The organism is Chryseobacterium arthrosphaerae, from assembly GCF_001684965.1.
GTDB classification, from domain to species: Bacteria; Bacteroidota; Bacteroidia; order Flavobacteriales; family Weeksellaceae; genus Chryseobacterium; species Chryseobacterium arthrosphaerae.
This window is the reverse complement of record NZ_MAYG01000031.1, coordinates 111,933-137,663: the sequence shown is the minus strand read 5'-3', so window position 1 is coordinate 137,663 and position 25,731 is coordinate 111,933. Positions and strand designations below refer to the sequence as shown.

General features: G+C 38.4%; 22 protein-coding genes. 9 read left to right on the top strand and 13 right to left on the bottom strand.

The window, feature by feature from the left end:
- Positions 1-78 precede the first annotated feature (78 nt).
- The 4 genes from ccoG to BBI00_RS21590 all read left to right on the top strand — a co-directional run bounded on the left by ccoG (position 79) and on the right by BBI00_RS21590 (position 3,542).
- The gene (ccoG, locus tag BBI00_RS21605; protein WP_065400906.1) at positions 79-1,533 is read left to right on the top strand and encodes a cytochrome c oxidase accessory protein CcoG; all 1,455 of its coding nucleotides are present in this window, start codon (positions 79-81) and stop codon (positions 1,531-1,533) included.
- A 75-nt stretch (positions 1,534-1,608) separates the two neighbouring features.
- Entirely contained in the window at positions 1,609-2,058 is a 450-nt protein-coding gene (locus BBI00_RS21600; protein WP_065400905.1) for a FixH family protein, read from the top strand.
- Positions 2,049-2,774, top strand: a complete 726-nt coding sequence (locus BBI00_RS21595) for a sulfite exporter TauE/SafE family protein (protein ID WP_065400904.1) — start codon at positions 2,049-2,051, stop codon at positions 2,772-2,774. Before BBI00_RS21600 ends, BBI00_RS21595 begins: the two co-directional genes overlap by 10 nt.
- 24 nt (positions 2,775-2,798) lie before the next feature.
- Positions 2,799-3,542, top strand: a complete 744-nt coding sequence (locus BBI00_RS21590; protein ID WP_065400903.1) for a hypothetical protein — start codon at positions 2,799-2,801, stop codon at positions 3,540-3,542.
- A gap of 51 nt (positions 3,543-3,593) precedes the next feature.
- Here BBI00_RS21590 and serS read toward each other — a convergent pair whose 3' ends face one another.
- The 11 genes from serS to BBI00_RS21535 form a co-directional block, all read right to left on the bottom strand.
- Entirely contained in the window at positions 3,594-4,862 is a 1,269-nt protein-coding gene (gene serS / locus BBI00_RS21585; RefSeq protein ID WP_065400902.1) for a serine--tRNA ligase, read from the bottom strand.
- Between the two features lie 66 nt (positions 4,863-4,928).
- Positions 4,929-5,429: a hypothetical protein gene (locus BBI00_RS21580; RefSeq protein ID WP_065400901.1), complete on the bottom strand. Its 501-nt coding sequence runs from the start codon at positions 5,427-5,429 to the stop codon at positions 4,929-4,931.
- 37 nt (positions 5,430-5,466) lie between these two features.
- A complete protein-coding gene (asnB, locus tag BBI00_RS21575; RefSeq protein ID WP_065400900.1) occupies positions 5,467-7,365 on the bottom strand; it encodes an asparagine synthase (glutamine-hydrolyzing) in 1,899 nt (632 codons plus the stop codon).
- Between the two features lie 140 nt (positions 7,366-7,505).
- Positions 7,506-8,759 carry an oligosaccharide flippase family protein gene (locus tag BBI00_RS21570; protein ID WP_065400899.1) on the bottom strand — a complete coding sequence of 418 codons (1,254 nt, stop codon included), beginning with the start codon at positions 8,757-8,759 and terminating at the stop codon, positions 7,506-7,508.
- Between the two features lie 6 nt (positions 8,760-8,765).
- Complete coding sequence (locus BBI00_RS21565; protein ID WP_065400898.1) at positions 8,766-9,899, bottom strand: glycosyltransferase; 1,134 nt, start codon at positions 9,897-9,899, stop codon at positions 8,766-8,768.
- A gap of 98 nt (positions 9,900-9,997) precedes the next feature.
- Complete coding sequence (locus BBI00_RS21560; RefSeq protein WP_065400897.1) at positions 9,998-10,486, bottom strand: hypothetical protein; 489 nt, start codon at positions 10,484-10,486, stop codon at positions 9,998-10,000.
- An 88-nt stretch (positions 10,487-10,574) separates the two neighbouring features.
- Positions 10,575-11,711, bottom strand: a complete 1,137-nt coding sequence (locus tag BBI00_RS21555; RefSeq protein ID WP_065400896.1) for a hypothetical protein — start codon at positions 11,709-11,711, stop codon at positions 10,575-10,577.
- 16 nt (positions 11,712-11,727) lie between these two features.
- Positions 11,728-12,513: a (Fe-S)-binding protein gene (locus BBI00_RS21550; RefSeq protein ID WP_065400895.1), complete on the bottom strand. Its 786-nt coding sequence runs from the start codon at positions 12,511-12,513 to the stop codon at positions 11,728-11,730.
- A gap of 88 nt (positions 12,514-12,601) precedes the next feature.
- Positions 12,602-13,939, bottom strand: coding sequence for a (Fe-S)-binding protein (locus BBI00_RS21545; RefSeq protein ID WP_065400894.1), 1,338 nt, complete (start codon positions 13,937-13,939; stop codon positions 12,602-12,604).
- Positions 13,940-13,947: 8 nt separating this feature from the next.
- A complete protein-coding gene (locus BBI00_RS21540) occupies positions 13,948-14,898 on the bottom strand; it encodes an MlaD family protein (protein ID WP_065400893.1) in 951 nt (316 codons plus the stop codon).
- Between the two features lie 130 nt (positions 14,899-15,028).
- Positions 15,029-17,182, bottom strand: a complete 2,154-nt coding sequence (locus BBI00_RS21535) for a peptidylprolyl isomerase (RefSeq protein WP_065400892.1) — start codon at positions 17,180-17,182, stop codon at positions 15,029-15,031.
- 260 nt (positions 17,183-17,442) lie between these two features.
- Here BBI00_RS21535 and lon point away from each other — a divergent pair, with 260 nt between their 5' ends.
- Positions 17,443-19,848, top strand: coding sequence for an endopeptidase La (gene lon, locus BBI00_RS21530; protein WP_065400891.1), 2,406 nt, complete (start codon positions 17,443-17,445; stop codon positions 19,846-19,848).
- Positions 19,849-20,051: 203 nt separating this feature from the next.
- Positions 20,052-21,164, top strand: coding sequence for an AI-2E family transporter (locus BBI00_RS21525; RefSeq protein WP_065400890.1), 1,113 nt, complete (start codon positions 20,052-20,054; stop codon positions 21,162-21,164).
- A 131-nt stretch (positions 21,165-21,295) separates the two neighbouring features.
- On the opposite strand, the gene BBI00_RS21520 is transcribed toward BBI00_RS21525, so the two are convergent.
- Entirely contained in the window at positions 21,296-21,547 is a 252-nt protein-coding gene (locus BBI00_RS21520) for a bacteriocin-like protein (protein WP_065400889.1), read from the bottom strand.
- 155 nt (positions 21,548-21,702) lie between these two features.
- Here BBI00_RS21520 and BBI00_RS21515 point away from each other — a divergent pair, with 155 nt between their 5' ends.
- On the top strand, positions 21,703-22,080 hold the full coding sequence (locus tag BBI00_RS21515; RefSeq protein WP_065400888.1) for a MauE/DoxX family redox-associated membrane protein: 378 nt from the start codon (positions 21,703-21,705) through the stop codon (positions 22,078-22,080).
- 116 nt (positions 22,081-22,196) lie between these two features.
- Here BBI00_RS21515 and BBI00_RS21510 read toward each other — a convergent pair whose 3' ends face one another.
- The gene (locus BBI00_RS21510; RefSeq protein ID WP_065400887.1) at positions 22,197-23,555 is read right to left on the bottom strand and encodes an acyl-CoA dehydrogenase family protein; all 1,359 of its coding nucleotides are present in this window, start codon (positions 23,553-23,555) and stop codon (positions 22,197-22,199) included.
- Positions 23,556-23,763: 208 nt separating this feature from the next.
- On the opposite strand from BBI00_RS21510, the gene BBI00_RS21505 reads away from it, so the two are divergent.
- Complete coding sequence (locus BBI00_RS21505; RefSeq protein WP_065400886.1) at positions 23,764-24,672, top strand: DUF4349 domain-containing protein; 909 nt, start codon at positions 23,764-23,766, stop codon at positions 24,670-24,672.
- 154 nt (positions 24,673-24,826) lie between these two features.
- Entirely contained in the window at positions 24,827-25,702 is an 876-nt protein-coding gene (locus BBI00_RS21500) for a TraB/GumN family protein (protein ID WP_065400885.1), read from the top strand.
- Positions 25,703-25,731: the final 29 nt, after the last annotated feature.

Sequence of the window (25,731 nt, the reverse complement as noted above, 5' to 3'; positions counted from 1 at the left end):
ATATGAAAAAAACATAATTTGTTATTAGATTAAAAATAGTAACGAATTATGTTTTTTCTTTTTTAAACACATTACAATATGTCAGACATAGAAGAAATAGAAGTACGAGGCGGACAGGGACAGGTTCTGGACCCTGAAACTTACAGAGATTCTATAGGGACAATGGAGCAATCCGGTAAAAGAAAGTGGGTATTCCCGAGAAAACCAAAAGGAAAATATACCAACTATAGAAACATTGTAAGCTATCTTTTATTAATTATTTATTTTTCATTACCATTCATCAAGATCAATGGAAACCCATTGCTGATGTTTAACGTCATAGACAGGGAGTTCTTCATATTTGGACAGCCTTTCTATCCACAGGACTTTTTTATCCTGACTTTAGGTGCTATCGCCTCTTTGATCTTTATTATTGTTTTTACGATTGCATTCGGAAGAATTTTCTGCGGGTGGATATGCCCTCAGACAATTTTTATGGAATCGATCTTCCGTAAAATCGAATATCTGATCGAAGGAGACCGCAACAAGCAGATGAAACTGGACAGACAGGAGTGGAACAGTGAAAAGATCTGGAAGAGAAGTTTGAAATGGTCTGTTTATATCGTTATTTCACTGATCATTACTCACTTTATGTTCATGTATATCGTGGGCTATGAAGAAGTATTCAGGATTGTCTCTGAAGGGCCGTTTGCCCATCCTACCAATTTTATCGTGATGATCCTTCTTACTGCAGCATTTTACTTTGTATTTGCATGGTTCAGAGAGCAGGTATGTACTTTGGTTTGTCCGTACGGAAGACTCCAGGGAGTACTGATAGACAAAGATACCATCAACGTTTTCTATGATTTCAAAAGAGGAGAAAACCGGGCAAAATGGAGAAAGGGTGAGGATAGAAAAGCAGCAGGTAAAGGAGACTGTATAGACTGTCACCAGTGTGTAGTGGTATGCCCTACCGGAATTGACATCAGAGACGGGCAGCAGCTGGAGTGCATCAACTGTACAGCATGTATCGACGCCTGCGATGAAGTGATGGAAAAAGTAGGTCTTCCGAAAGGCCTGATCAGATATGCTTCTGAAAATGAAATAGAGAAAGAAACCCAGTTCAAGTTTACAGGAAGAATGAAAGGCTTCTCAATATTCCTGCTTCTTTTGGTAGGATTCCTGGGATATCTTCTTTACAGCCGTGGTGAAATGGAAGCGAAATTCATTAAACCTGCGGGAAGCACCTTCTTTGTAAGAGACGGAAAAATTACCAATACCTACAACTATACCTTCCTGAATAAGACAAACGATAAAAAGATCGTTACCATAAAAGTAATAGAACCTACCCACGGTGAGATTACTTATAGTGCATCAAGCAAAATTCAGGTAGACAGAGATAAGATTTCTAAAGGAACCATCAACATCAGCTTCCCGGAAGGAGAGATGAAACTCTCTAAGCAGAACATCACCATTGGGGTTTATGATATGAAAGGCAACCTTGTCGATTCTTACCAGACGTATTTTGAAGGACCGTTTAAATTACAATTTTAATTAAAAAAATAAATGCTTCCATAACAGATGTTTATGGAAGCATTCAACCATAAAAAATAAAAAAATCCGGAAGAAATGAAGAACTTTAGTTGGGGACACGGTGTTGTCATTGCATTGGCTGCATTCATCATTTTTATATTATCAATGTTATTTCTTTTCCCGAACGGGCAGAAAAACTCTGAAATGGTGACAGACAACTACTATGAAGAAGAATTACAGTATCAGGATGTAATTGATGCCAAAAAAAGGGCTGACGAACTGCAGGAAAAACCTGTATACAGCCAGAGTACCGAAGGAATAAAAATCACTTTTCCACAAGATTATAACAGCTCAAACACTACGGTAAAATTTGTTTTAAACAGAACCGACGACCAGAATTTAGATATCAAAAAATCTGTACAGCTTACCGGCCAGTCTTTCGTAATACCTGCACAGGTGTTGAAAATGGGTAATTATACCTTAAGACTGAGCTGGACAAAAGACAAAACAGACTATCGAATGGATTATGATGTGATATGGAAATAGGACTTGTTGTATCGGCTATTGCCTTAGGCTTTGCTTCCGGTTTTCACTGTATCGGAATGTGCGGGCCTATTGCCTTGTCGATGGGATTAACCAAAAAACAGGCTGCCAATTTTTACCTTCAGAACCTTACCTATCAGTTCGGAAGAATCTTTACCTATTCATTATTAGGTGCGCTTCTGGGGATTATAGGACAGGGATTTGAAATGGCCGGCTTTCAGAAGTACCTGACGATCACAGCTGGAGTCCTGCTGATCATCATGGCCGTATTTTCATTTGGAGGAAAAGATTTTGCTTCAAAAATTCCCTTTCTTTCCAAATTTCTGTATTCTGTAAAATCAAATTTAGGAAGACTGCTGCAGAAAGCAGATTACAGATCAAGATTTACAACCGGTATCCTTAATGGTTTCTTACCGTGCGGAATGGTTTATATGGCCCTTACCGCAAGTCTTGCAGGCGGAGGAATATGGCAGGGAGCTTTATATATGGCTTTATTTGGCCTCGGAACCCTTCCGTTCATGTTTGCCATCGTTCTGGCCGGAAATCTTATGAATCAGGCCTTCAGAATAAAAGTATTGAAAGCTGTGCCGGTGATCATGATCATTCTGGGCGGGCTTTTCATCCTGAGGGGCTTAGAGCTCGGAATACCCTATGTTTCTCCAAAAGCTGAAGCTATGACGATTTCAAAGGATCATAACGGAGCCGTCAACTGTCATTAAAAAAGCATTTACCTATAATAAACCATGAAGAAAACAATCGTCTTATTTTTGATAAGCCTTTTTACACTGCAGTCCTGTAATATAAATACTGAAATAGTCTACCATAAGGATTCAGCTTCATCCCTGCTTACGGATATTGATACCCGGGAATTTATGGCAGAAATGCAGGCCATGACACCGGATTCATTACAACAGGAGAAATTTAAGGATATGGACAGATTTCCAACAACGTGGACAAGCATGTATGATCTTATGAAGAAAGAAGGAAAGCTGAAGACTGAAAATCAGGATACCATCAGGGTTCTGAAAAAGTTTTTCCTGAAGTCTGCCAAAGAAGACAATAAACCTGTTCCAGTAGGATTTTCTTTTAAAATGGATCACATCACTCCCAAAGATTATGAATTGATTAAAAATTTCAACAAAGACGAAAAATTACCTTTCGATCAGAATTTATCGAATACCTGGGACGGTAAAACCCTTACCATCAATACAGATGTTTTTAATGTTAAAAATATTGAAGAAGTACTGAAAGCGAAAGGTTCCGAAGAGGAAACCCAGCAAATGGAAGGCATGATGATGATGTTCTTCAAAAATATAGGAACGACGTTGAAGTTTGAAAACAAGATAAAATCGATCACCGGAAAACACGACTGGCTGAAACAGGTTGATGAGTATTCTGTGAGAATCACCTATGATCTGAAAGCCATGTATGACAAGGATGCAAAATTTAAAAATGCTGATAAAAAGATCATCATTGTCACTGAATAAAATAACAAAACCCACCGGAATCCGGTGGGTTTTTATCTGGAATTAAATTATTTAGTTAATAATATCAAATCTTGCATATTCTGCAATCTTCTTAGGAAGCTTTATTCCTTCCGCAGTCTGATTGTTCTCCAGCAATGCAGCCATAATTCTTGGCAATGCCATTGCAGATCCGTTCAGGGTGTGCACCAGCTGAGATTTACCGTCTGCTTTGTAGCGGCACTTCAACCTGTTAGCCTGGAAAGTCTCAAAGTTAGACACAGAGCTTACTTCCAGCCACATTTCCTGAGCGGCACTCCATACTTCAAAATCATAGGTCATTGCAGATGCAAAACCTGTATCTCCGCCACAAAGTCTCAGTACTCTGAAAGGAAGTTCAAGATCAGTAAGGATTTCCTTGATGTGTTCTACCATTTCTTCCAGAACAGCATAAGAATTTTCAGGTTTTTCAATTCTTACAATCTCCACTTTTTCAAACTGGTGAAGACGGTTCAGACCTCTTACATGAGCTCCATAACTTCCCGCTTCTCTTCTGTAACACTGAGAGAAAGCTGTATTTTTAATCGGAAGATCTTTTTCATCTAACAATACATCACGGTAAAGGTTGGTTACAGGAACTTCAGCAGTAGGAATCAGATAGAGTTTATCTTCGTTGATATAATACATCTGCCCCTCTTTATCAGGCAATTGCCCCGTTCCGAAACCGGAAGCTTCATTCACTACGTGAGGCGGATTAACTTCCGTATAGCCCTTCTCTACGTTTTTATCTAAGAAATACTGAACCAAAGCCCTTTGCAGTCTCGCTCCTTTTCCTAAATAAACAGGGAATCCTGCCCCGGCGATCTTTACTCCTAATTCAAAATCGATAAGGTTATATTTTTTAGCCAGTTCCCAGTGAGGAATAGCACCTTCGCCAAGACCTTCTACTGTGTGAGACTGGAAAATAATTTCGTTGTCGTCAGCTGAAGCACCATTTTTCACCAATTCATTCGGAATGTTGGGAAGCTGGTACAGGATATTCAGTAATTCTGTTTCTTTTACTTCCAGCTGAGATTTCAATTCTGAACTCGACTCTTTATATTGTGCTGTTTTAGATTTTGCTGATTCCGCTTCTTCTTTCTTTCCTTCCTTCATCAAAAGACCGATCTCTTTGGAGATTTTATTGATCTCGGAAAGCTGGGAATCTAATTCAAACTGGATTCTTTTTCTTTCGTCGTCAGTAGCAATAGCATCGTCTACCAACTCAAGATTTTTGAATTGTCTTTTCTTAAGACCTTCTAAAACGCGTTCTTTATTGTCGCGCAAAAAATTGACTTGTAACATTTTATTTAGATGTTAAATATTAGATGTTTAGCTTACACTCAAGCTAACAATTGTACAAATGTAAAATTATTTTACGATAGTTACCTCATTTATCGAATTTGCTGCACCGGCTTCTTTTGAAAACATTAATTTTCTATTGTATAAAACCTGAGAAACCTGGAATACCTCCAATGAGTTTCTATAGCGAATTTCAAGGGTATCAAATGTATTTTCAGGGACATTATTAACGTTTCTCGATAAAGTGAGACGCATCCGTGAATAATACATTGTGCCTGCAGAATCAAGCTTTCTTCTCTTGGCTCCTGAAATATATTCCATGTAAAAAGTGGAGTCCGATCTCATTTTCAGAGGAATGCTCACCGGAGAAATATCCCTGTCTCCAAGCATATCATTTACAGAATACGCAGTATAAGATCCGGATTTTTTTGCATTCAGCAGATCCGGATTGGTATTGCTCTTCATGTAAATATTCATAACCTGATCAATTCTCTGTAAAGATTCGTCATCACTTTTACAGCTTATAAGTGTGAAGACAATAATCAGTATACTCCAAAAATATTTCATCATAATACAAAGGTAAAATATTAATCTTTAGGCTGCTTCTTTATTTTTCAAAATATTTCTGATACCATAGCTCAAAAGTCACCAATTGCCATATTTTGACCCAGTCATACTCATTTTCCTGATGCTTCCACCATTCATCAATGACTTCTCCTTTGAAAAAATTCCTCTTTTTTAAACTTTCTAAATTTTCTGCAATAAAATCCCGTACCCGCTGTTCGTTTTTGATGAAATAATGCACCGGAAAAGAAAATCCTCGTTTCGGCATATTCAAAACTTCCTGAGGAAGATATTTCACCGCTACCTTACGCAGAAGCGGTTTATTCTGAACTCCATTGAATCTGATATTCTCCGGTAAAGCAGCCACATAATCAATCAAGGCGTTGCTTAAATAAGGATAACGGAACTCCACCCCATATTTCATAGCACTCAGGTCATCCCGGAATACATGGTGGGACGACAGCGAATATTTCATATCATATTCAAAATAACCTGAATAACTTTTGAGCTCCGATGCATGATAGCTGGAAAGACCGGTATTGATCCTGGTATAAATTTCAGGTTGTAAGACATTTTTAATCTGAAGCGGCCTCATACTGATCTGGCTCTGGCGGAAAAAATCAAACATATTCTCCTGGGAAAAATAATTTTTTACCCTTTGTGAAAACCGATCTTTCGTAAAAATAAGAGGCTTTACAAAATTAAAATTCCTCATCAGAAGCCATCTGTTAAGCTTCAGGGTGTGAGAATAGCCGCCAAAAAGCTCATCTGCCCCATTTCCGCTCAGTACAACCTTGAATTGCTGTTCACGGGCATATTTTGCAGCATTGATCAGCACCTCAAAACTGCTGTAAGGTTCTTCAAAGTGCTGTATATTTTCTTTAAGCTGATCAAGCGCCTCTTCATCACTCACTTCTTTTACTTTATGAGAAACGCCAAAATACCGGGCTGCCAGTGTAGCTTTTTCCACTTCTTCTTCAGAAAACGGATATGAAATCGTGTAGGTATTTACTTTTCCGTTAAACGGCTTTGCTTTTGAAGCGATCAGGGTTGAGTCTATTCCCCCGCTCATCATCACCGCAACCGGAACATCGGCAAAAAGCTGTTCTGATATACTTTCAGACAGCAATTGATCTATTTTTTCTGTCGCTTCAGCCTGTGTAATATTATCATTATGTTTTGAAGGTAAGCTCCAGAACGTTTCTTTTATTATTTTCTGATCTTCCAGGTCAATGGTCATACAAGAGGCCGGTTCCAGAGAAAATATATTCTGAAAACAGGTTTGTGGCGCCAGTGTGGTCTGAAAAAGGAAGTTGGTATATACCCCGTTCCAGTTGATTTCTGTTTTTACAAGTTCATTCTTCAGAATTGCTTTTATTTCTGAAGCCCAGACCAATCCGTTCTCATCCTGATAGTAAAAAAGCGGCTTCATCCCTACCCTGTCCCTGGCCAGAATAATTTTCTGCTGATGAAGATCAACGATACAGATGGCAAACATCCCATCCAGTTTTACAAACATGGCTTTTCCCCACTCCTGATAAGCCTTCAGGATCACTTCAGTATCGGAGGTACTTATAAAAGAATGCCCCAGCGTTTCAAGTTCCGTTTTCAGCTTTCTGAAGTTGTAAATTTCTCCGTTGAATGTAATAATGATCTTTTCATTATCCGAAAGCATTGGCTGATGGCCTCTTTCAGAAAGATCGACGATGGATAATCTTCGGAATCCCAGTGCAATTGGTGTCTGGTTTTCAGACAGAACCGGAAACTGCTCTTTAATTTTTTCTGTAGAATCCGTGCCTGAAAAAGACATTCCCCGTCGGTTGAGATACAGCCAGAAACCTTCATCATCCGGCCCGCGATGGCTGATCGCCTGATTCATTTCCAGAATATTTTTAGTGGAAATATTTTTATGAAATGAATAATAACCGCTGATTCCGCACATAATAAGACTTAATAGAAATGTAAAAATAAGGAAATGACTTTATTCAGCATTAACCGGAACTGTTTTTCATCATTTTTTATTCCCGATGATAAAAAAGAAAATGGCTTTGCTGTTGGAATTATGGATTCTGCAATGAAAATTTATCTCTTAAAAAGTTTATCTTTCAAAAGCTGTAATTCTTCTTTTGAAACCATATAATCTTTAATTCTGAACGGTGTAGCGCTGTAAAATTTTCTGAATAACAGAAAAGCTGAAACCAGATAAGAAGATGTAGTGGCAAGACAGGCTCCCAAAATTCCCCATCTGGGAATAGCAATCAGAGAAAAAACAACCGTAAAGACCAATCCTACTATTGATTTGACATTCAGAATTTTCAATTCTCTGATTCCTGAGAAATAATGCCCTGCCATATCACTTACTGCAATAGCAAAAATTCCCGGAGACAGAAGAAGCATAATTTCCTTGGTATCTTTGAATTCTTTTCCGAAAATCATAATATAAACCTGTGAAGGGATCACCAGGATTCCCAAAACAAAAATCATCATCAGGATAACCGTCAGTTTGATTGAAGATTTGGTTTTTTCAATGGATTCTTCCCTGCTTTTGCTGTTGACCACATCAGAATACAGAACTACCGCAATACTTCGTGTAATCGTCCATATGGCTTCCGAAAAGGTAACCCCGATGGAAAAAATTCCTACGCTTGAAATTCCTTCAAAATATTCCAGAAAATAAAAAGATAGTCTGTAATTCAGGAACTGCACAAATGCACTCAATTGGGTTTTCCAGCCATACTCAAACATATTCCGGGAAACTTCTTTAGAGAAAGAAACCTCTGAAAGATCACATTTCCTGATGATCTGAAAAAAACTTGTGATAAAAAGAAGTGCCAGACACGCGATCTGTGCAAGAAAGTATACGGAAACATCTTTCCGGTTCAATACATACACGAATAATCCTATAAAAATAATATGGACCAGTTGCTGCAAAACAGTATATAGATTAAACCTTTTAATATTCTGTGTACCAACAAACAAGCTTATATTCGTTGACAAAAGGGATGAAAAAACCGAAATTCCGATCAGATCAACAAGATATTCAGTCTGAACAGAAGCAAAACTGAATAGAAAAGGGACCAGAAGGCCTATAAAAAGGGACCAGAGATAAGCATACAGTAAGATCTTCTCTATTCTGAACCTTGATGCAAAATAAGAAGTGCTGCTTCCGGAAAAGATACTGCTGAAAAAGCTTACCGCTGCTGCATTCGCAATCACAATGGAAATAGTTCCTTTCCCTTCGCTTCCCCACATATTCGTAGAATAGATCACCAGTCCGAAGCTGAGAAACAGGATCAGAAAGCGTGAAACGAAGGTTTTAATGATGGTAAGTGGCATAATCAATTATCTGTCAATAGATTTTTTCACAAAATTCACAAAAGAATTGCTGATTGTTCTCCAGTTGTATTTTTCTTTAAATGCTTTACCGGCATTCATTGCATGCAGGTGATACAGCTCCGGGTCTTTTACATAATTAACAATAATTTCCGAAATAGCTTCTGCATCCTGTGGATCTGCCAGGCTACCAAATGAGAGTGTTCCCATATGTTTCCGGATGCCTTTCAGATCTGAGTAGATCACAGGTTTTCCCGCTCCCATAAAGTAAAACAGCTTTATCGGCAGGGAATGATTATTTTCAAAATTGATTTCCCGAAGGTCAAAACATACATCTGCATCAGCCAAAGCTTCAGTAAACTTCTCAAAGGAGGTGGGCTTTCTGATTTCAATATGTTCAAAAGCATACTTATTCAATAAATCAGAAAAGTAAGCTTCATCACTTTCCTGTCTTGTGGCGCCAATGATAAGAATCTTAACTTTATGGGTGGAAATTTTCTGACGAACTTTATCTGCTGCTTTTAAGAAATTGCCAATTCCTTTGTCTTTTGAAATCTGCCCGGTATAGCAAAGAGTAATGCTGCCAGGATCCAGTGCTTTTATACTTTCCCGGATATAGTCCGGATCCGGATAATAAGGAAGGATGATCTGTTTTTTAAATCCAAAGAAATAAGCTAAAGGAAATTTTTTGGTGGTTTCCCCAAAAATAAAATGAGTACTTACATAGCCGGCATACAACTGAATGAGAAAAAACTTTAATGCCTGAAAAATCTTAACCGGAAATCTGTATTTCTCCAGCATTGACATGGAAGGATACCATTCGGTAACATCATAGATACAGCTGATTTTATTTGCTTTCACAAACTTGTTTGCTGCCACAACTGCCAGTGGTTCGGAACAGATGACCGTATCAGGATGAAAAGCTTCGCAAACCGTTTGAAATGTAGCAGTTTTCTTTTCCACACTTTCTTCCAGAACGGCATAGGATTCTATCTCAATACCATCGATCACACCTTTGTAGTCTGCATATAAACTGCATATTTTTACTGCATACCCGTTATCTCTAAGAGCTTTCGCCTGATGGTAAAAAATACGGTCATCATTATAGCTGTGGGATGTGGTTAAAAAAAGTACTTTAGGCATTAGTTCTTTACTCGAATCTCTGCAAAGATACATTAAAACAAAAAAGTGGAAAACACGTTTCCACTTTATGAATGATAAGCCTTATCAGCTTAATGCGTTTATTTTACAGATGCTGCCCAGCTCTTCTCCAAAGGAAGAAGAAAGTGGCTTAAAAAATCAAGGTAGGTGTTTTTAGAGAAATCAAAAACCTGGATATCATTTGAAATTTCTCCATTTCTCAGCTTTGCTTTAAAGTCCGTCAGCTTTAATGTTTTCACTTCCCCGTTTTCAACAAAGCTCGCCTTCATTCTGTCGAACAGTCCCAGCTGATATTCTTCATCAATTTCTTTCATGATCTTCCCTAAAGCATCAATGCTGCATCCTGAAGCCATTTCTTTTTCTTCATCAACACAAACGATGATAAACTGATTCTTTTCGATTTTAAATGAAGAGGAAAGCGGTTTCCCGTGAGCGGCCCATGTGGCCAGGAAATCAAATAATTTCTCAGTAATGGCTTTTGCCTCTTTGGTTTCAAAAGGTCTTGAAGCCGGATATATAATAACTCTGTAGTCGTTAGTTTCTACAATGTTAGATTCTTCGATTTTCATAATGTAAACAGTATTTAAAAAAGTATGCCATCACCATTTCCACATTTGAATCTGATGATCTCATATCCTATCAATTCAGATTACAAAATTACGCAATTTTCCTGAGTTTAAGATCATTGTATTTTCTGCTTAAAACATAGAGCATCATAATAAACAGCGGAAAAATAAACGGAAAAAAGAACCTTAATGCAGCAGATTGAGGGAAAAAGAAAAATTTAATATAGACATTGACCAGGAAAAGGACCGAAATCATTCTTACCCAAACATCCTTTGACTTCCAGAAAATAACGCCTATCATGATGACTACCGATAAGGTGACCTTTTTAAAATAGATGATTTTAATGTAAATAATCTGCAGATAATCCATTAAGCTCAGCTCAACCGGATGTGTGGAAATAATAGGTCTTCTGTCAATAAAGGTATCATAGAAAACATCTTTCCATCCCGGATACTCATAAAATTTAATAATGGCCAGATACATCAGCAAAAGAATTACTCCCTGAACAATATAGGAAGCATCAATTTTCTTTTCCTGATAATAGCTGAAAAAGAAAACAGCCATTATATAGGTCAGTGTAAAAGTAATATAATCCGGACGGATGAAAGTGATTGCAAAAAGAAGTGCAAACATTCCCCATTTGCTCCAGTTTTTAATTAATCCGATAATAAAGATCAGAATAAACTGAAAAATGAACATATCCGGTGTTGAAACCCTGGACATGTAGGTCATCGGAGGCAACAGCATCGCTGCAACTGTCAGCAAAACGGCAAGCCAGTATTGTTTCGGGAACAGAAGCTTCAGGATATAAAAGAACAATAGTCCTGAGATAAAATAGGAAATAAGACTGGTCCCCAGCACTGCCATTGGCGGGCTTACTCCGAGTTTATAAAAAAGGGTAATAACCCAAATATACCCTATTTTGATCTGAAAATAGGGTAACTGTTCTGTAAAAGACTGGGTATTTTTTGTAAAGTATTGGCGGGGTATATCCCACGGTTTCAAACCAATAACATCAGCATAATGTTCTGCAGGAGCTTCTTTTTTTATTTCTTCATAAGTAATGATACGCACTTTATCCGGTGAATCCGGAAATTCGGAAGTGTACATACACCCCAGATATCCGGGCATATCCCAATCATAAACCCTGTTGTTGTAGTTCCAGAAGGTCAGAAAAGCAAGTACCGATATTGTAAATAAAAAGGAGATCCCCCATTTTAATTTCATGGTCTGAAGATTATATCTATAAATCGTCTGCTTCTGCAAGAAGTTCAACAATATCCTTTACAGCAACTTCAGTATTTTTATTAAAATGTTTTACCCCATCCGTCATCATCGTATTACAGAAAGGACATCCTGTTGCGATCACTTTAGGTTCAAAAGATAAAGCTTCCTCCGTTCTTTCAATATTGATGTCTTTATTTCCTTTTTCAGGTTCTTTGAACATCTGTGCTCCTCCTGCTCCACAACAAAGTCCGTTGGTTTTGCAACGTTTCATTTCTACAAGCTCTGCATCAAGCTTTTCAAGCAGCATTCTCGGTGCTTCATATTCGTCATTGGCACGTCCCAGATAACATGGATCGTGGAAGGTGATTTTCTTTCCTTTGAATGCACCGCCTTCAATCTTCAGACGGCCTTCTTCCATTAAAGTTTTAAGGAATTGGGTATGGTGTACCACTTCAAAGTGGCCTCCTAAGCTTGGATATTCATTTTTAAGAGTATTGAAGCAGTGCGGGCAGGCCGTTACAATCTTCTTTACTTCGTAAGCATTCAGAACTTCAATATTGGTAAGGGCCATCATCTGGAATACGAATTCATTTCCGGCTCTTTTTGCAGGATCTCCGGTACAGCTTTCTTCCTGTCCCAGAACAGCAAATTCAACACCTATTTTGTTGAGTATTTTACAAAATGCTTTTGTAATTTTTTTCGCACGGTCATCAAAACTTCCCGCACATCCAACCCAAAATAAAACTTCCGGGGCTTTTCCTTCGGCAGCATATTCTGCCATTGTTTTTATGTTGAAATCCATTTCTTTTCAATTTGAAAATGTGAGAATTTGGAAATTTGAAAGTGATATAGACGGTAATCAATTTCAAATTTTCAAATTGATTAATTATCTAGTTTTCCGATGCCCAGTTCAGACGGTCAGCCTGATTGTACTGCCAAGGCGCAGCGTTATTTTCCACGTTTGTCATCATCAGATTAAGTTCCTGCGGAGCAGCAGACTGTTCCATTACCAGGAATCTTCTCATTTCAAAAATAATGGAAAGCGGATCAAGCAATACCGGGCAGGCTTCTGTACAGGCATTACACGTTGTACAGGCCCAAAGTTCTTCTTTTGTGATATAATCATTCAACAGCTTTTTGCCGTCGTCAACAAATTTTCCGTTCTTATCGATATTTCTTCCCACTTCTTCCAGTCTGTCTCTGGTCTTCATCAAAATCAGCCTCGGAGAAAGTTTTTTACCGGTAATATTAGCCGGACAAACGGAAGTACAACGTCCGCATTCTGTACAGGAGTATGCATTCAATAATTGAACCTGATTCAGATCGAAAATATCTTCAGCCCCGAATTTGGACGGAACATCAGCCTCTGCCCCCTCAGCAGGAGCAGCATATGGATCTGCATTAGGATCCATCATCAGCTTGATCTCTTTTGTTACTGAATCAAGATTGTTGAATTTTCCTTTTTTATCAAGGTTGGCGTACCATGTACTTGGAAAAGCAAGGATAATATGTAAGTGTTTTGAATAATACAGATAATTCATAAAGAACAGAATCCCCACAAAGTGAAACCACCATGCTCCTTTTTCTGTGAACATCAAAAATCCGCTGTCAAAATTGAAAATTTCCAAAAAAGGGACCAATGTCATTTCACTGATCGGAAAGCTTCCATGTTCCGGTAAAACACCTCTTGACTGTAAAATAAAATCTGAGGCATTCATCATAAAGAAAGCTGCCATTAAGGCAAATTCAATGATCAAAATCCAGTTTGCATCATTTTTCGGCCAACCGAAAAGTTCTTTCATTGTCAATCTTTTCACGCCGTAAAAGTTTCTGCGAATAAAGAAAATAACAACTCCAATCACCACCAAAAGTGCCAGAACTTCTAATGTTGCCGTAAAGAAATTATAAAATGTATGTCCGAAGATGCCTGACAAAAAACGGTGGGTCCCGAATATTCCATCAACAACTATTTCTATTAATTCAATATTAATAATCACAAAACCAACATATACAAAAAGGTGCAGAACTCCTGCTACAGGACGTGCTGTCATTTTACTCTGTCCCATAGCCACTCTTGCCATGGTACTCCAACGTTCTCCTTTTCTGTCGTTTCTATTGATTTCGTGACCCAGCCTGATATTTCTGTATATCTTCATCAGGCTTTTAGCGAACAGCCCAAATCCGGCCACTAATAAAATCAGGAAAATAATGTTATCGATGTACTGCATAAGGCGTATTAGTCTTTGTTATTTTTACCGAAAACCGAGAAATTGATATATCTCTTCGGGTTCGCTTTCATATCTTCGATTAATGAATTCAGGTTGGAAGATGCTGAATTCAGGTTGTTGTAAAGTTGCTCATCCTTCATCAGTTTACCTAAACTTCCCTGTCCGTTATCTATTCCTCCGATCACCTGATTAAGTTTACCTACGGTAGCATCTAAACTTGCAATGGTGGCATTGAGTTTCTTTGTATCGATACTTTCCGCAAGATTTCCGTATTTATCCAGCGTTACTTTTCCACTCTGCATGGTAAGACTTGCATCATCCAATACTTTCTGCAGTTTAGGATCATTGTGCCCCACCAGGTTGTTTACACTTCCTGCCGTAGTCTGCAATGCGCCTACTGTTTTATTAAGATTGGACAATAAGGCTTTGATCTCAGCTCTGTTTTGTGCATCTACAAGCATATTGGCATTAGTCATCAGAGAATCTACTCTATGCAGCACAACCTGTAGCTGGTCTTTTACCGGACCCACCTGAGAAGAAAGGCTTCCCAGCGTTCCAAGTTTGAAAGCACCTTTCAGGGTATCGCCGTCCTTTGCAGTAGGGCCTCCGTACATAAGGTTTACTCTCATTTCTTTTCCAGACATCAGTCCCGGTTCAAAGATTTCCAGAGAGGAGTTTTTTGAAAATTCGAATTTGTTGTCTACTGTAATTTTTACTACAAAATTGATCTTACCGTCTTTTGAGGTCAGGGGAATAATCTTATCCACCTGTCCTACTTTCAGACCATTGATAGAAACTGCCGCTGACTGCGCCAGACCTTCTACATTGTCGTATTTTGCGTAAAATATATTATCCGTAGTAAAAAGGCTTTTCCCTTTCATAAACTGAAACAACACCACAAAGCCTACGATAGCCAGAAGTGTGATCACACCAGCTTTTAATTCTTTACTGAACTTCACTTGCTAATTTTTTTCTAATAAGCAAATATAATACATTTTAAATAAATCTTTTCCTTTATTATTCTGCGTTAAATACAAAAAAAAGCGACAAAAAAAATTGTCGCTTTTTATATCTGTAAAATGTTTTTTCTTATTGCTGCTGATTTCCGATTTTGTTCCAGATTTCAATTCTGTAATCATCGATATCCGCATTGTCCTGAAGGCTCTTCATCCAGGCCTGTCCGAACATTCCTGCATTTCTCTGAGTAATAGACTCAGTAAACTGCTTAAGGTCACCAGGCTGTTTATTTACCGTTTCTGATTTTTTGATCAGAACGTATACTCCTGTACCACCTTCAACCGGATTGGAAAGTTTTCCTTTTGCTACACCGAATGCTGCTCCGGCCACTTTAGGTTCCATTGATCCTGCTACTGAAGGATTCAACAGATTAACCTGAGCTGACTGTTTTGATGTTGCAAACAATTTAGCAATCTGATCCAGGTTTGAAGCTTTTGCGCCTGCAATTTTATCAGAAATTTGTTTTGCTGCCAGTTTATTTTTAACGATCACTTCAATCTGATCTCTTACAGATTCTGGATCAGCAAGACCTGCTTCCTGTTTTCCGTTTAGGTATACTACAATTTTATCACCTGTTCCGTCTACTGTGAAAAGTTCAGTATCTCCTTTAGATCTTTTCTTATCGAAAGCCCATGTAAGAATCTCTGCATCTTTCTCAGTACCTAGGCCCTGAAGCTGACCTTCAAATCTTTTAGCGGCTTTAGGATTGGTGAACTGATAATTGCCTTTTTTAGCAATGTTCACGAAATCGTTGAAAGATTTCCCCTGAACCTGCTGAATGAATTTTCTTGATTTTTTGTCTGTTTCGGCCTCAGTAGCATCTGAAGGTTTGATTGCTTTCACAAGGTTAGCAACTTTATACCCCATTGATCCTGATTTTTTATCTTCAATATTGATGATATGGTAACCGAACTGTGTTTCTACTACACCTGTAGCACCTTTAGGGTTATTGGCAAGATAAGTAAGGAATTCCGGTACGAAAGGAGTTTCCGGAGTTGTCCAACCTAAGCTACCTCCCTGAGCTGCTGAATTCGGATCGTTAGAAAGTTTAAGGAATTCTGTAAACTTAGCCGGTGTTGCTTTTACAATAGCACCGATAGAGTCTGCCAGTTTTTTTGCCTGTTCTTTAGATCTTGTCACTCCTTCACCTGCAGGGCTTCCCTTGAAAGCGATAAGGATGTGTCTTGATAAAGTGGAATCAGAAGTCTTTTTACCAACCAGTTTAGAAACTACATAGAAATCCTGCTCTTTGTACGGACCGAAAGTCTGCCCTACCGCTGCAGAAGGAATCTGTGCCTGAATAGTAGCCGGCAACTGAGCCGGTGTTACATACTGAGGGTTGAAAGGCATATCAGAATTAGCCATTACAAACATTGAATCGTTTTTCGTATTCTGGAAGTTTTCTGTACCTCCGCTTGCATCTGTACCTCCTGAATATAATTTTGTAATTTCTTTCAAAGCGGCTGCATCATCTGCTGCACTAGGCTTAGACGGGAAAAATACGATACCGATATTTCTGCTAGGCTCTGCTTTGAACATTACAGGGTGGTTTTTGATATAATCAGCAAGATCCTGTGTAGTCACATTGATCTTTGTTTTCTGAAGATAAGCGGCATAATCTACTTTTACGAAGTCGATATCTGCAAGCTGATCTCTCTGCTTCATCAATTCTTCAGCTTCTTTCTTACCGGTAGTGATCCCTGCTGAAAGATTGGTAAACACCTGTCTTGCCATCAGTCTGTACTCAATTGTTTTTCTTGTTTTTAACCATTGAGCATATCCCTGAGGGTTGGTGTTTTGTAATGTTTCAATTTCTTTTTTAAGCTCTTGAGTTTTAAAGTTACCCTTCTCATCAAAGAACTGCTGATTCTGAGCAAACATCTGATCATACTGGATCTGATTCCAGAAATAATCGTCTGTCATTTCAAAGCCCAATTTCTCAAATTGCTGCTTGATAAGTTTGGATTGTACAAGTAACTGCCATGCCTGCTCCTCAAGACCGTTTTTCGGACGACCCTGCTGCTCAGCCTGCTGCTGCAACACGAAAAGCTGATCATTAAACTCTTCGCGGGTGATTTTCTCACCATTTACTTTTCCTAAAACGTCAGGATTTTTACCAAAAACCTTATCGATACTATCGGGGTTCACCAGGAACGCCAAAAGCGCTAAGGCTATTACTCCCATTAAAAGCCAAGGCTTACTCCTAATCTGTCCTAAAATTGCCATTTTATAAATTATAGTTTTTTATCAGTTTGCGAAAATACACATTTTTAAGAAATTACAGAAACAGAAGTTCTTTATTTTGATTTTTAATCCAAAGATTATTTAAAAAAGGAAATTTTGGCCGTATTTTTTAGCAAAAAACAAATGGCATAAGTATTGTGCATTTTAAAACATTATAAATATGATACAGGTTTTCAGTACATATTATAAAAAATCCTTTTAACGATAAAAAACGAAAATGACAATTTGTCATTCGATTGACTATGACAGAATTTGAAGATATTAGTTTAGAAGAAATGATCAGCGACGGATTTGATATCGTAGCTGAAGAGATCAATCTTTCCGACTTTTCGGAGACTGATCAGAATTCCGAACAGAAAATATTCCCTATACTTCCTGTAAGAAATATGGTAATGTTCCCTAACGTGGTAATTCCTATTACCGCAGGGAGAAAAGCCTCGATACAACTTCTTGAAGAAGCTCAGAAAAACGGAGATTTCATCGGAATTGTAAGCCAGAAAAATTCGGATCTTGAACAGCCTGCAGAGAAAGATATCTATACTACGGGAACTCTGGCCAAGATCATCAAGATCATCAAACTTCCTGAAGGAAATATTACAGCAATTACCAAAGGTTTCCACAGGTTCAAAATCAAAAAGATCATTGAAACCCAACCTTATTTCAAGGCTGAAATTGCAAAATTAAAAGATACGAGACCCAAAAACCAGGAGGAATACGAAGCCCTGCTGGAAAATATTAAAGATCTTGCTTTAAAAATCATTGAACTGGACCCGAATATTCCCAATGCAGCTAATTTTGCCATCAAGAATATCAACAACAATGATGACCTTCTGAATTTCATCTGCACGAATGCCAATTTCACTTCAATCGCCAAACAAAAGCTTCTTGAAGAGAAAAGCCTTATGGAAAGGGCCAAAAAATGCTATGAAATGATGCATGAGGATTTCAGAAAGCTTGAACTCAGAAACCAGATCCACCAGAAGACTTCCAAAGATCTTGACAAACAGCAGAGAGAATATTTTCTGAATCAGCAGATCAGAACGATCCAGGAGGAACTGGGCGGCGGACCTGAAGGCGATGTTGAAGATTTCATCAATAAAGCAAAGGCTAAAAAATGGAGTCAGGAAGTGGAAGAACACTTCCAGAAGGAGATCAGCAGACTGCAACGCCAGAATCCTAATTCTCCGGATTATAATGTTCAGAGAAATTATCTGGATTTCTTTACCGATCTTCCATGGGAAACCTATACCAAAGATATTTTTGATATTGCAAAGGCAGAAAAAGTACTGGATAAAGCACATTTCGGGCTGGAAGATATCAAGAAAAGAATTTTAGAGCACATGGCTGTTTTGAAATTAAAGAACAATATGAAGTCTCCGATTCTCCTGCTGGTAGGACCTCCGGGAGTTGGTAAAACATCATTAGGGAAATCTATTGCTGATGCTTTAGGGAGAAAATATGTAAGATTATCTCTGGGTGGTCTTCATGATGAGAGTGAAATCCGCGGGCACAGAAAAACATATATCGGTGCCATGGCCGGAAGAATTCTTCAGTCTATCAAAAAATCCGGCACATCAAATCCGGTAATTGTTCTTGATGAGATTGATAAAATCGGCCAGGGTCTCCATGGTGATCCAAGTTCCGCATTGCTTGAGGTTCTTGATCCGGAACAGAATAAATCATTCTACGACAACTTCCTTGAAATGGGTTATGATTTATCAAAAGTGATGTTTATTGCAACAGCCAATTCACTTTCAACGATACAGACACCTCTTTTAGACAGAACGGAGATTATCCAGATTGCCGGCTATACATTAGAGGAAAAAATTGAAATTGCCAAAAGACACCTTATTAAGAAGCAGCAGGAAGAGAATGGTTTGGATACCAAATCATTTAAACTTGGAAATGCGGAACTTAAGCATATCATAGAAGCCCATACTTCTGAAAGCGGTGTAAGAACACTCGAAAAGAGAATTGCTGCCATTGCAAGATGGGTGGCACTTCAGACGGCTTTGGTAAAAGAATATGATCCAAAGATTTCACTTGAAAAAGTAGATGAAATTCTGGGGGTACCGAGACCGAAAAGCCTGTCTGAAATAACAGGAGTACCCGGAGTAGTAACAGGTCTTGCCTGGACAAGCGTAGGGGGAGACATCCTTTATATTGAAAGTATTTTAAGCAACGGAAAAGGTGCTCTTACCATGACCGGAAACTTAGGAACCGTAATGAAGGAATCTGCCACAATTGCTCTGGAATATATCAAAGCAAGGCATGATGAACTGGGAATTCCGCAGGAGGAACTGGATAAAAAGAACATCCACGTACACGTTCCTGAAGGAGCAACTCCCAAAGACGGACCTTCTGCAGGTATTGCCATGCTGACATCAATGGTTTCTTCTTTTAAAAATAAAAAGGTAAAACCGCACCTTGCCATGACGGGTGAAATTACTTTAAGAGGAAAAGTTCTTCCTGTAGGAGGAATCAAGGAAAAACTCCTTGCTGCCACTAGAGCAGGAATCAAAGATGTGATTCTTTGTGAAGCCAACAGAAAAGATGTGGAAGAGATCAAAAAAGATTATTTAAAGAATCTGAAGGTGCACTACGTCAGCAGAATGGAAGAAGTCATTGACATCGCCATTGAAAAATAACATTATAACATATTAACTTCTCAATAAGGAAACACGTTCTGATCACCGGAACGTGTTTCTGTTTTATTATGGGAAATATTTCTCACTTCACTCCGGATGGAATAAAATTTGATAATTGAAAGAAAAACCACAGTGATTGATTAAAAAATTTTTCAATTCGAAGGGTTTTCTTATTTTTAGTTCCACACTGCAGATTTTAAATTATGAATTTTCTTCGACTTCCTTTCCTTGTCAAGCTTACCCTGGTGGTAGTTTCCGTTATCGGTCTCGGCTACCTTCTGGCATTAGGACAAAGTATATTAGCGCCTTTTTTTCTGGCTTTCCTTATGGCCATGCTGTTTTTACCGGCAGCCACCTTTATGGAAAAAAAGCTAAGGTTTCCAAGGTCTATGTCTACCATGACCTCGGTTTTTATTATGCTGATCATTTTAAGCGGATTAATTTATTTTTTCAGCTCACAGCTGTCTGATTTCAGCAAAGATCTGCCTCATCTCAGGGAGCAATTCACGACCGTGTTCAATGGTCTACAGCACTGGGTTTCCAAAACATTCAATGTAAAAGTTGATGAACAGGTAGATTATATAAATCAGGGGTTGAATAAACTCTTATCTTCTTCCGGTGCAATTTTAGGATTTACCTTTGGTATTTTTTCAACCGGGTTTGGTTTTATTGTATTCTTTATCCTGTTTTTCATCTTTATTTTAAATTACAGAAGACTTCTGAACAATTTCATCGTTACTGTTTTTAATGAAAGACACAAAGCCAGTGTACAGGAAGCTGTGAGTGAAATCAGGGTGATGACCAAAAAATATATCTTCGGACTTTGCCTTCAGGTAATTATCGTATCCATTCTGACCTCAATTGTCCTTACTGTTTTAGGAGTAAAATATGCTATTCTTCTGGCGGTACTCACGGGTCTGTTAAACGTTATACCCTATCTGGGAATTTTTATGTCTCTTGTGATTTCATGCTTTATTGCTTTTGCTACGGCAAGTCCGTCAACCTGCATTTATGTAGCCATCGGGTATATCGCAATTCATGCAGTGGACGGAAACATTGTCCTGCCATTTGTAGTAGGTTCAAGGGTAAAGATCAATGCTTTATTTTCTTTTGTGGGAATCCTTTTAGGGGAACACCTTTGGGGTATTGCAGGAATGTTCCTGTGTATTCCGGCTATTGCCATTATCAAGATTATTTGTGAGAGAGTAGATGACCTGAGGCCTTGGGGAAAATTGCTGGGTGAAGAAGAAAAACCCAATAAAAAGAAAAAGAGCTACAAGATCTCCAAGAATATTACCCTGAAAGAAATGGACTAAAGATGAGTAATGAGTAATAAATAATGAGCAATGAATTGATTCTAAATTTCGTTCCGCTTAAGCCCATCTCAACTTTTACTTTTTGAACTTAAAATAAAAAGACTGCCTTTTTCAAGACAGTCTTTTATTATTTATGCAGGCAGAGCACAATAAGGGCTCATACCGTTCGGGCAGGTTTCCGTACAAAGAATATACGATTGAGAATCCGGGCAATAGCCTACATCAGGTGGGCCTCCTCCTCCAGGTCCCCCTCCTAGACACGGATCTCCAGGCGGAATTTTACATGGGCATCCTACAGGACCGATATCACATTTTCCGATCCCTCCTCCTCCCTGAATTTCTTTCAGGTTTGTGCGATCTAGTTTTTTAAGATTTTTCAACATAAATATTATTAGTTTTAGTTTGTATCTCAAAGATAGAATTTAAATTAAAACAAAAACAACATTAACACATCATTAAAACTACACATCACATTATTTACTAAAAATAAATAGAGTGATTTTATTTTTATAGTACATTTGATATAAAATATTCAATTATGAAAATCATAAAATTCATCATCTGCCTTTTGTTTGCCCTTACCTTTATCAATGCAGGCGTAAACAAATTTTTCCCTTACGCACCAGTCCCTAAAATGACGGACGAACAGATCAAAATATATGCTGCCTTCACCGAAATCGGATGGCTGATGCCATTAGTGGGCGTTGTAGAAATTGTCGGCGGGATCCTTTTCATCTTTCCAAAAACCAGAGCATTGGGAGCCATTATCATTCTCCCAGTGATGGCCGGAATATTTCTGCAAAATGTATACAGGGACCCGTCTCAGGTGGGAATAGCGATGTCTGTTATTCTGATTCTGATCAATATCTGGATTCTAATTGATAACAGAGAGAAGTACAGGAATCTGGTTGGATAGCTGTATAAGGTGACAGGTCCTAGGTGGTAGGTAACAGTGCTGGTGTTTTCATCCGGAAACTGTTGTTAACCGCTATAAAAACCCGGATCTTAAACCTTTCAGCACCATTTAATCTATCACACAAATGCACTGAATCCTGTAATCGACCGTCCTACGATGAGCGAGTTGATTTCTTTTGTTCCTTCATAAGAGTAGATGGCTTCAGCATCCGCTACGAATCTTGCTACATCATATTCGAGCAGGATACCGTTTCCGCCCATTACCTCCCTTGCTCTGGAAACAATATCCCTTGTTCTCAGGGTACAGAAGACTTTGGCCAGTGAGGCATGTTCGTCTTTCAAAATGCCTTCATCCTGCATTTCTGATAACCTGAACACCATAGTCTGCATTGCGGTAAGGTTAGAAAGCATTTCCACCAGATGCCCCTGGATCATCTGAAAAGAGGCTATCGGTCTTCCAAACTGCTCTCTTTTTCGGGTATAATCCAAAGCGCTTTCGTAAGCACCTCTTGCACAACCTGTAGCCATCCATGCTACTCCTGCCCGTGTCATCCGGAGGACTTTTCCGGTATCTTTAAATGAGTTGGCATTCTGCAAGCGGTTTTCTTCTGTGACCAGACAGTCCTTTAAAGTGATGAGCCCGTTCTGAACTATTCTCAGGGCCATTTTTCCTTTAATTTTTTCCACAGAATAGCCGGGATTATCTTTTTCTACGATAAATCCTTTCACCTCTCCACTATCCAGATCTCTTGCCCAGATAATCACTAGGTCTGCGAAAGTGGCATTTCCGATCCATTTTTTCTGTCCGTTCAGTATCCAGCCTTCAGGTGTTTTTTTACAGGTTACCGTAAGCCCGCCTGCAGCACCGGATCCTACTTCAGGCTCTGTAAGTCCGAAAGCTCCTATTTTTTCAAATTTCTGCATCTGGGGAAGCCACTTCTGTTTCTGCTCTTCAGATCCGCAGATATAAATGGAACCCATCGCCAGTCCGGACTGCACCCCAAAAAACGTAGCGATAGATGCATCAATTCTTGCCATTTCCATCGCAATAACTCCTTCCATCAGAAAAGGCATTCCCGGGCAGCCGTAGCCTTCATACGTCACCCCGCAGATATTCAGTTTCTGAAATTTCGGGATCAGCTCAAACGGAAATTCGTCTCTCAGCCAATAATGATTGACGAGGGGCTTAACTTCTTTTTCCATGAAGTCTCTTACTTTAAGCTGAATTTCTCTTTGTTCAGGGCTCAGGGTGTGATAGATATCGTAAAAATCACCATCAATTGGAGGCAGCTCTTTCTTTTTCTTTTCCGGATCAAGCATTTTCATGAGTCCGGACAGCTGTTTATCGTCCAGCTTTGAAAAATTCTGCATGAGTTTAGGTAAATCTACTTTTTCAGATATGGAGCTTAACTGATCGAAATCAATGGATCTGAATAATTCTATTGCGTTTCTGATTTTGGAAAATGTATTTGACATAATGATAAATTGAAGTTTGGTTTGTAAAAGATAAGCAAAAATTACTCCGAAAGCAAACGGAAAACATCAGCAGTATTTTACAAAACACTCATTTACAATTCATTAAAACAGAATATTCCGTTTACAAGTTTTTTACTTTCAATTTTCAAGCATTACAAAAGATCCTGCCGGAACTTTGAATAAAGCAAAACATTTAAATATTTATACTATGAAAACTACTTACATTAAATTATCTCTGGCAGCTGTTATTTTATCAGGCATTTACTCCTGTAAAAAAGGAGAAGTGGCGTCCACTGATTTTAATGCTTATGCAACGTCCGACTCTACAGTTACCGTATCAGACAGCATCTCATCAGTTGCAGGCATGAGCGTAAAAGATAAGCAGTTCATCAAAACAGCCGATGTAAACATGGAAGTAAAAGATGTGTATAATGCTACAATCGCTATTGAAAAATCAGTGAAGGAACTTGGAGGGTTTGTTACCAACAGCAATCTTCAAAGCAATGTTGTGGCTCAGGATACTTACAATACCTCCGATGAAGAAGCCATGCTGGTGAAAAAATACCAGACGGAAAACAGGATGCAGGTACGTGTTCCCACAGAAAAACTGGATGATCTCTTAATGGCAATCAACAGTAACAAATTATTTCTGAATTCAAGATCCATCAATGCTGAAGATGTAACCGCCAATATTAAATATTCTGAGCTGGAAGGAAAAAGAACAGAGAAAATCTCTGAAGAAATCAGTAAACTGAAGACCAACAAAGACAAAGTAACCCTGAATAATGATAATATTGCTGAAGGAAATCTTCAGAAACTGTCCAGTATGAATATGACCGATCATCTGAAATACAGTACTGTTGACATCTTCATCAAAGAACCTAAGCTACGTATTGCAGAAATTGCCATCACCAATACCAGCAGCATTGACAGTAAATACAGATACAATTTCATCTACGATGCCAAGGATGGCTTTGTCTACGGGTTTTACCTGATCCAGAGGATCATTGTTGCCCTGATCAATATCTGGCCGCTGGTATTAATTGCTTCCGTCATTATTTATTTCCTAAGAAAAAGAAAATCCTCAAAAAATAACCGTCCGGTTATCAAAGAATAAAAGGCTATCCTGACCCATTGGTCATCATCATAATTTTAGATTTTACAACCTCCTGTTTTCAGGAGGTTTTTACTTTTTTTCAAAAAAACTGTAACGATTATACTGTCTGTTTTACCTACTGTTTAAAAGAACAGAAATCAAAAAAATCAATACTATGAAAAATGTAATAAAATTAGGCCTCGCAGCATTATTATCAGTGAACTTTATGACTGCACAAGCACAAAATACGAATACCGGTAATGACAACAGCCTGCTTTGGGAGGTGTCAGGTAACGGTCTTTCTAAACCGTCTTATATTGCCGGAACTTTTCATATCTTATGCAATAGGGATTTCGATATTAAACCTAAAGTATGGAACGCCCTTAATCAGTCTGAGAATTTTGTAACGGAAATCAATTATACGGATCAAAACGAGATGGCTTCAATTCAAAAAATGATGAATGCAGATAAAAAAATATCTGAACAATTAACTCCCGAAGAGGCAAAAGATTTAGATAAAATACTGGCTGAATATGGAACTACCCTTAAAAATGTTGACTCCCACAGTTCAGCAGCCCTTTATTCCCTCGTTGCCACCAAAGCAGTCCCATGCCCTCAGAATGAGGTGAAAATGTATGAAATAGAGTTGCTTAAAACAGCTTTAAAGAACAAAAAAACGATAAGCGGCCTGGAGAAAGTGGATGATCAGACTTATGCAATAAGCCAGGCCTACAACCTTAAGGAAGCAATACTTCAGTTGAAACAGGGAAATCAATATGCTGTTGCCGTTCAAAAAATGGCTGAAGCTTTTAAAAACGAAGATCTGAAACAACTGGACAAACTGATTAAAGATCCTAAGTTCATGAATAAAAGGCAGGAAAAACTGGTTCTGACAGACAGAAACAGAAACTGGGCAGAAAAAATGCCGGAAATAATGAAAAAACAAAGTTCATTTTTTGCCGTAGGAAGTGGTCACCTCTGGGGAGACAATGGCCTGATCAATCTTCTGAAATCAAAAGGCTACACCGTAAAACCTGTATCCAATTTATAACGATAACCCAACCGTGAAACGATCGTGAG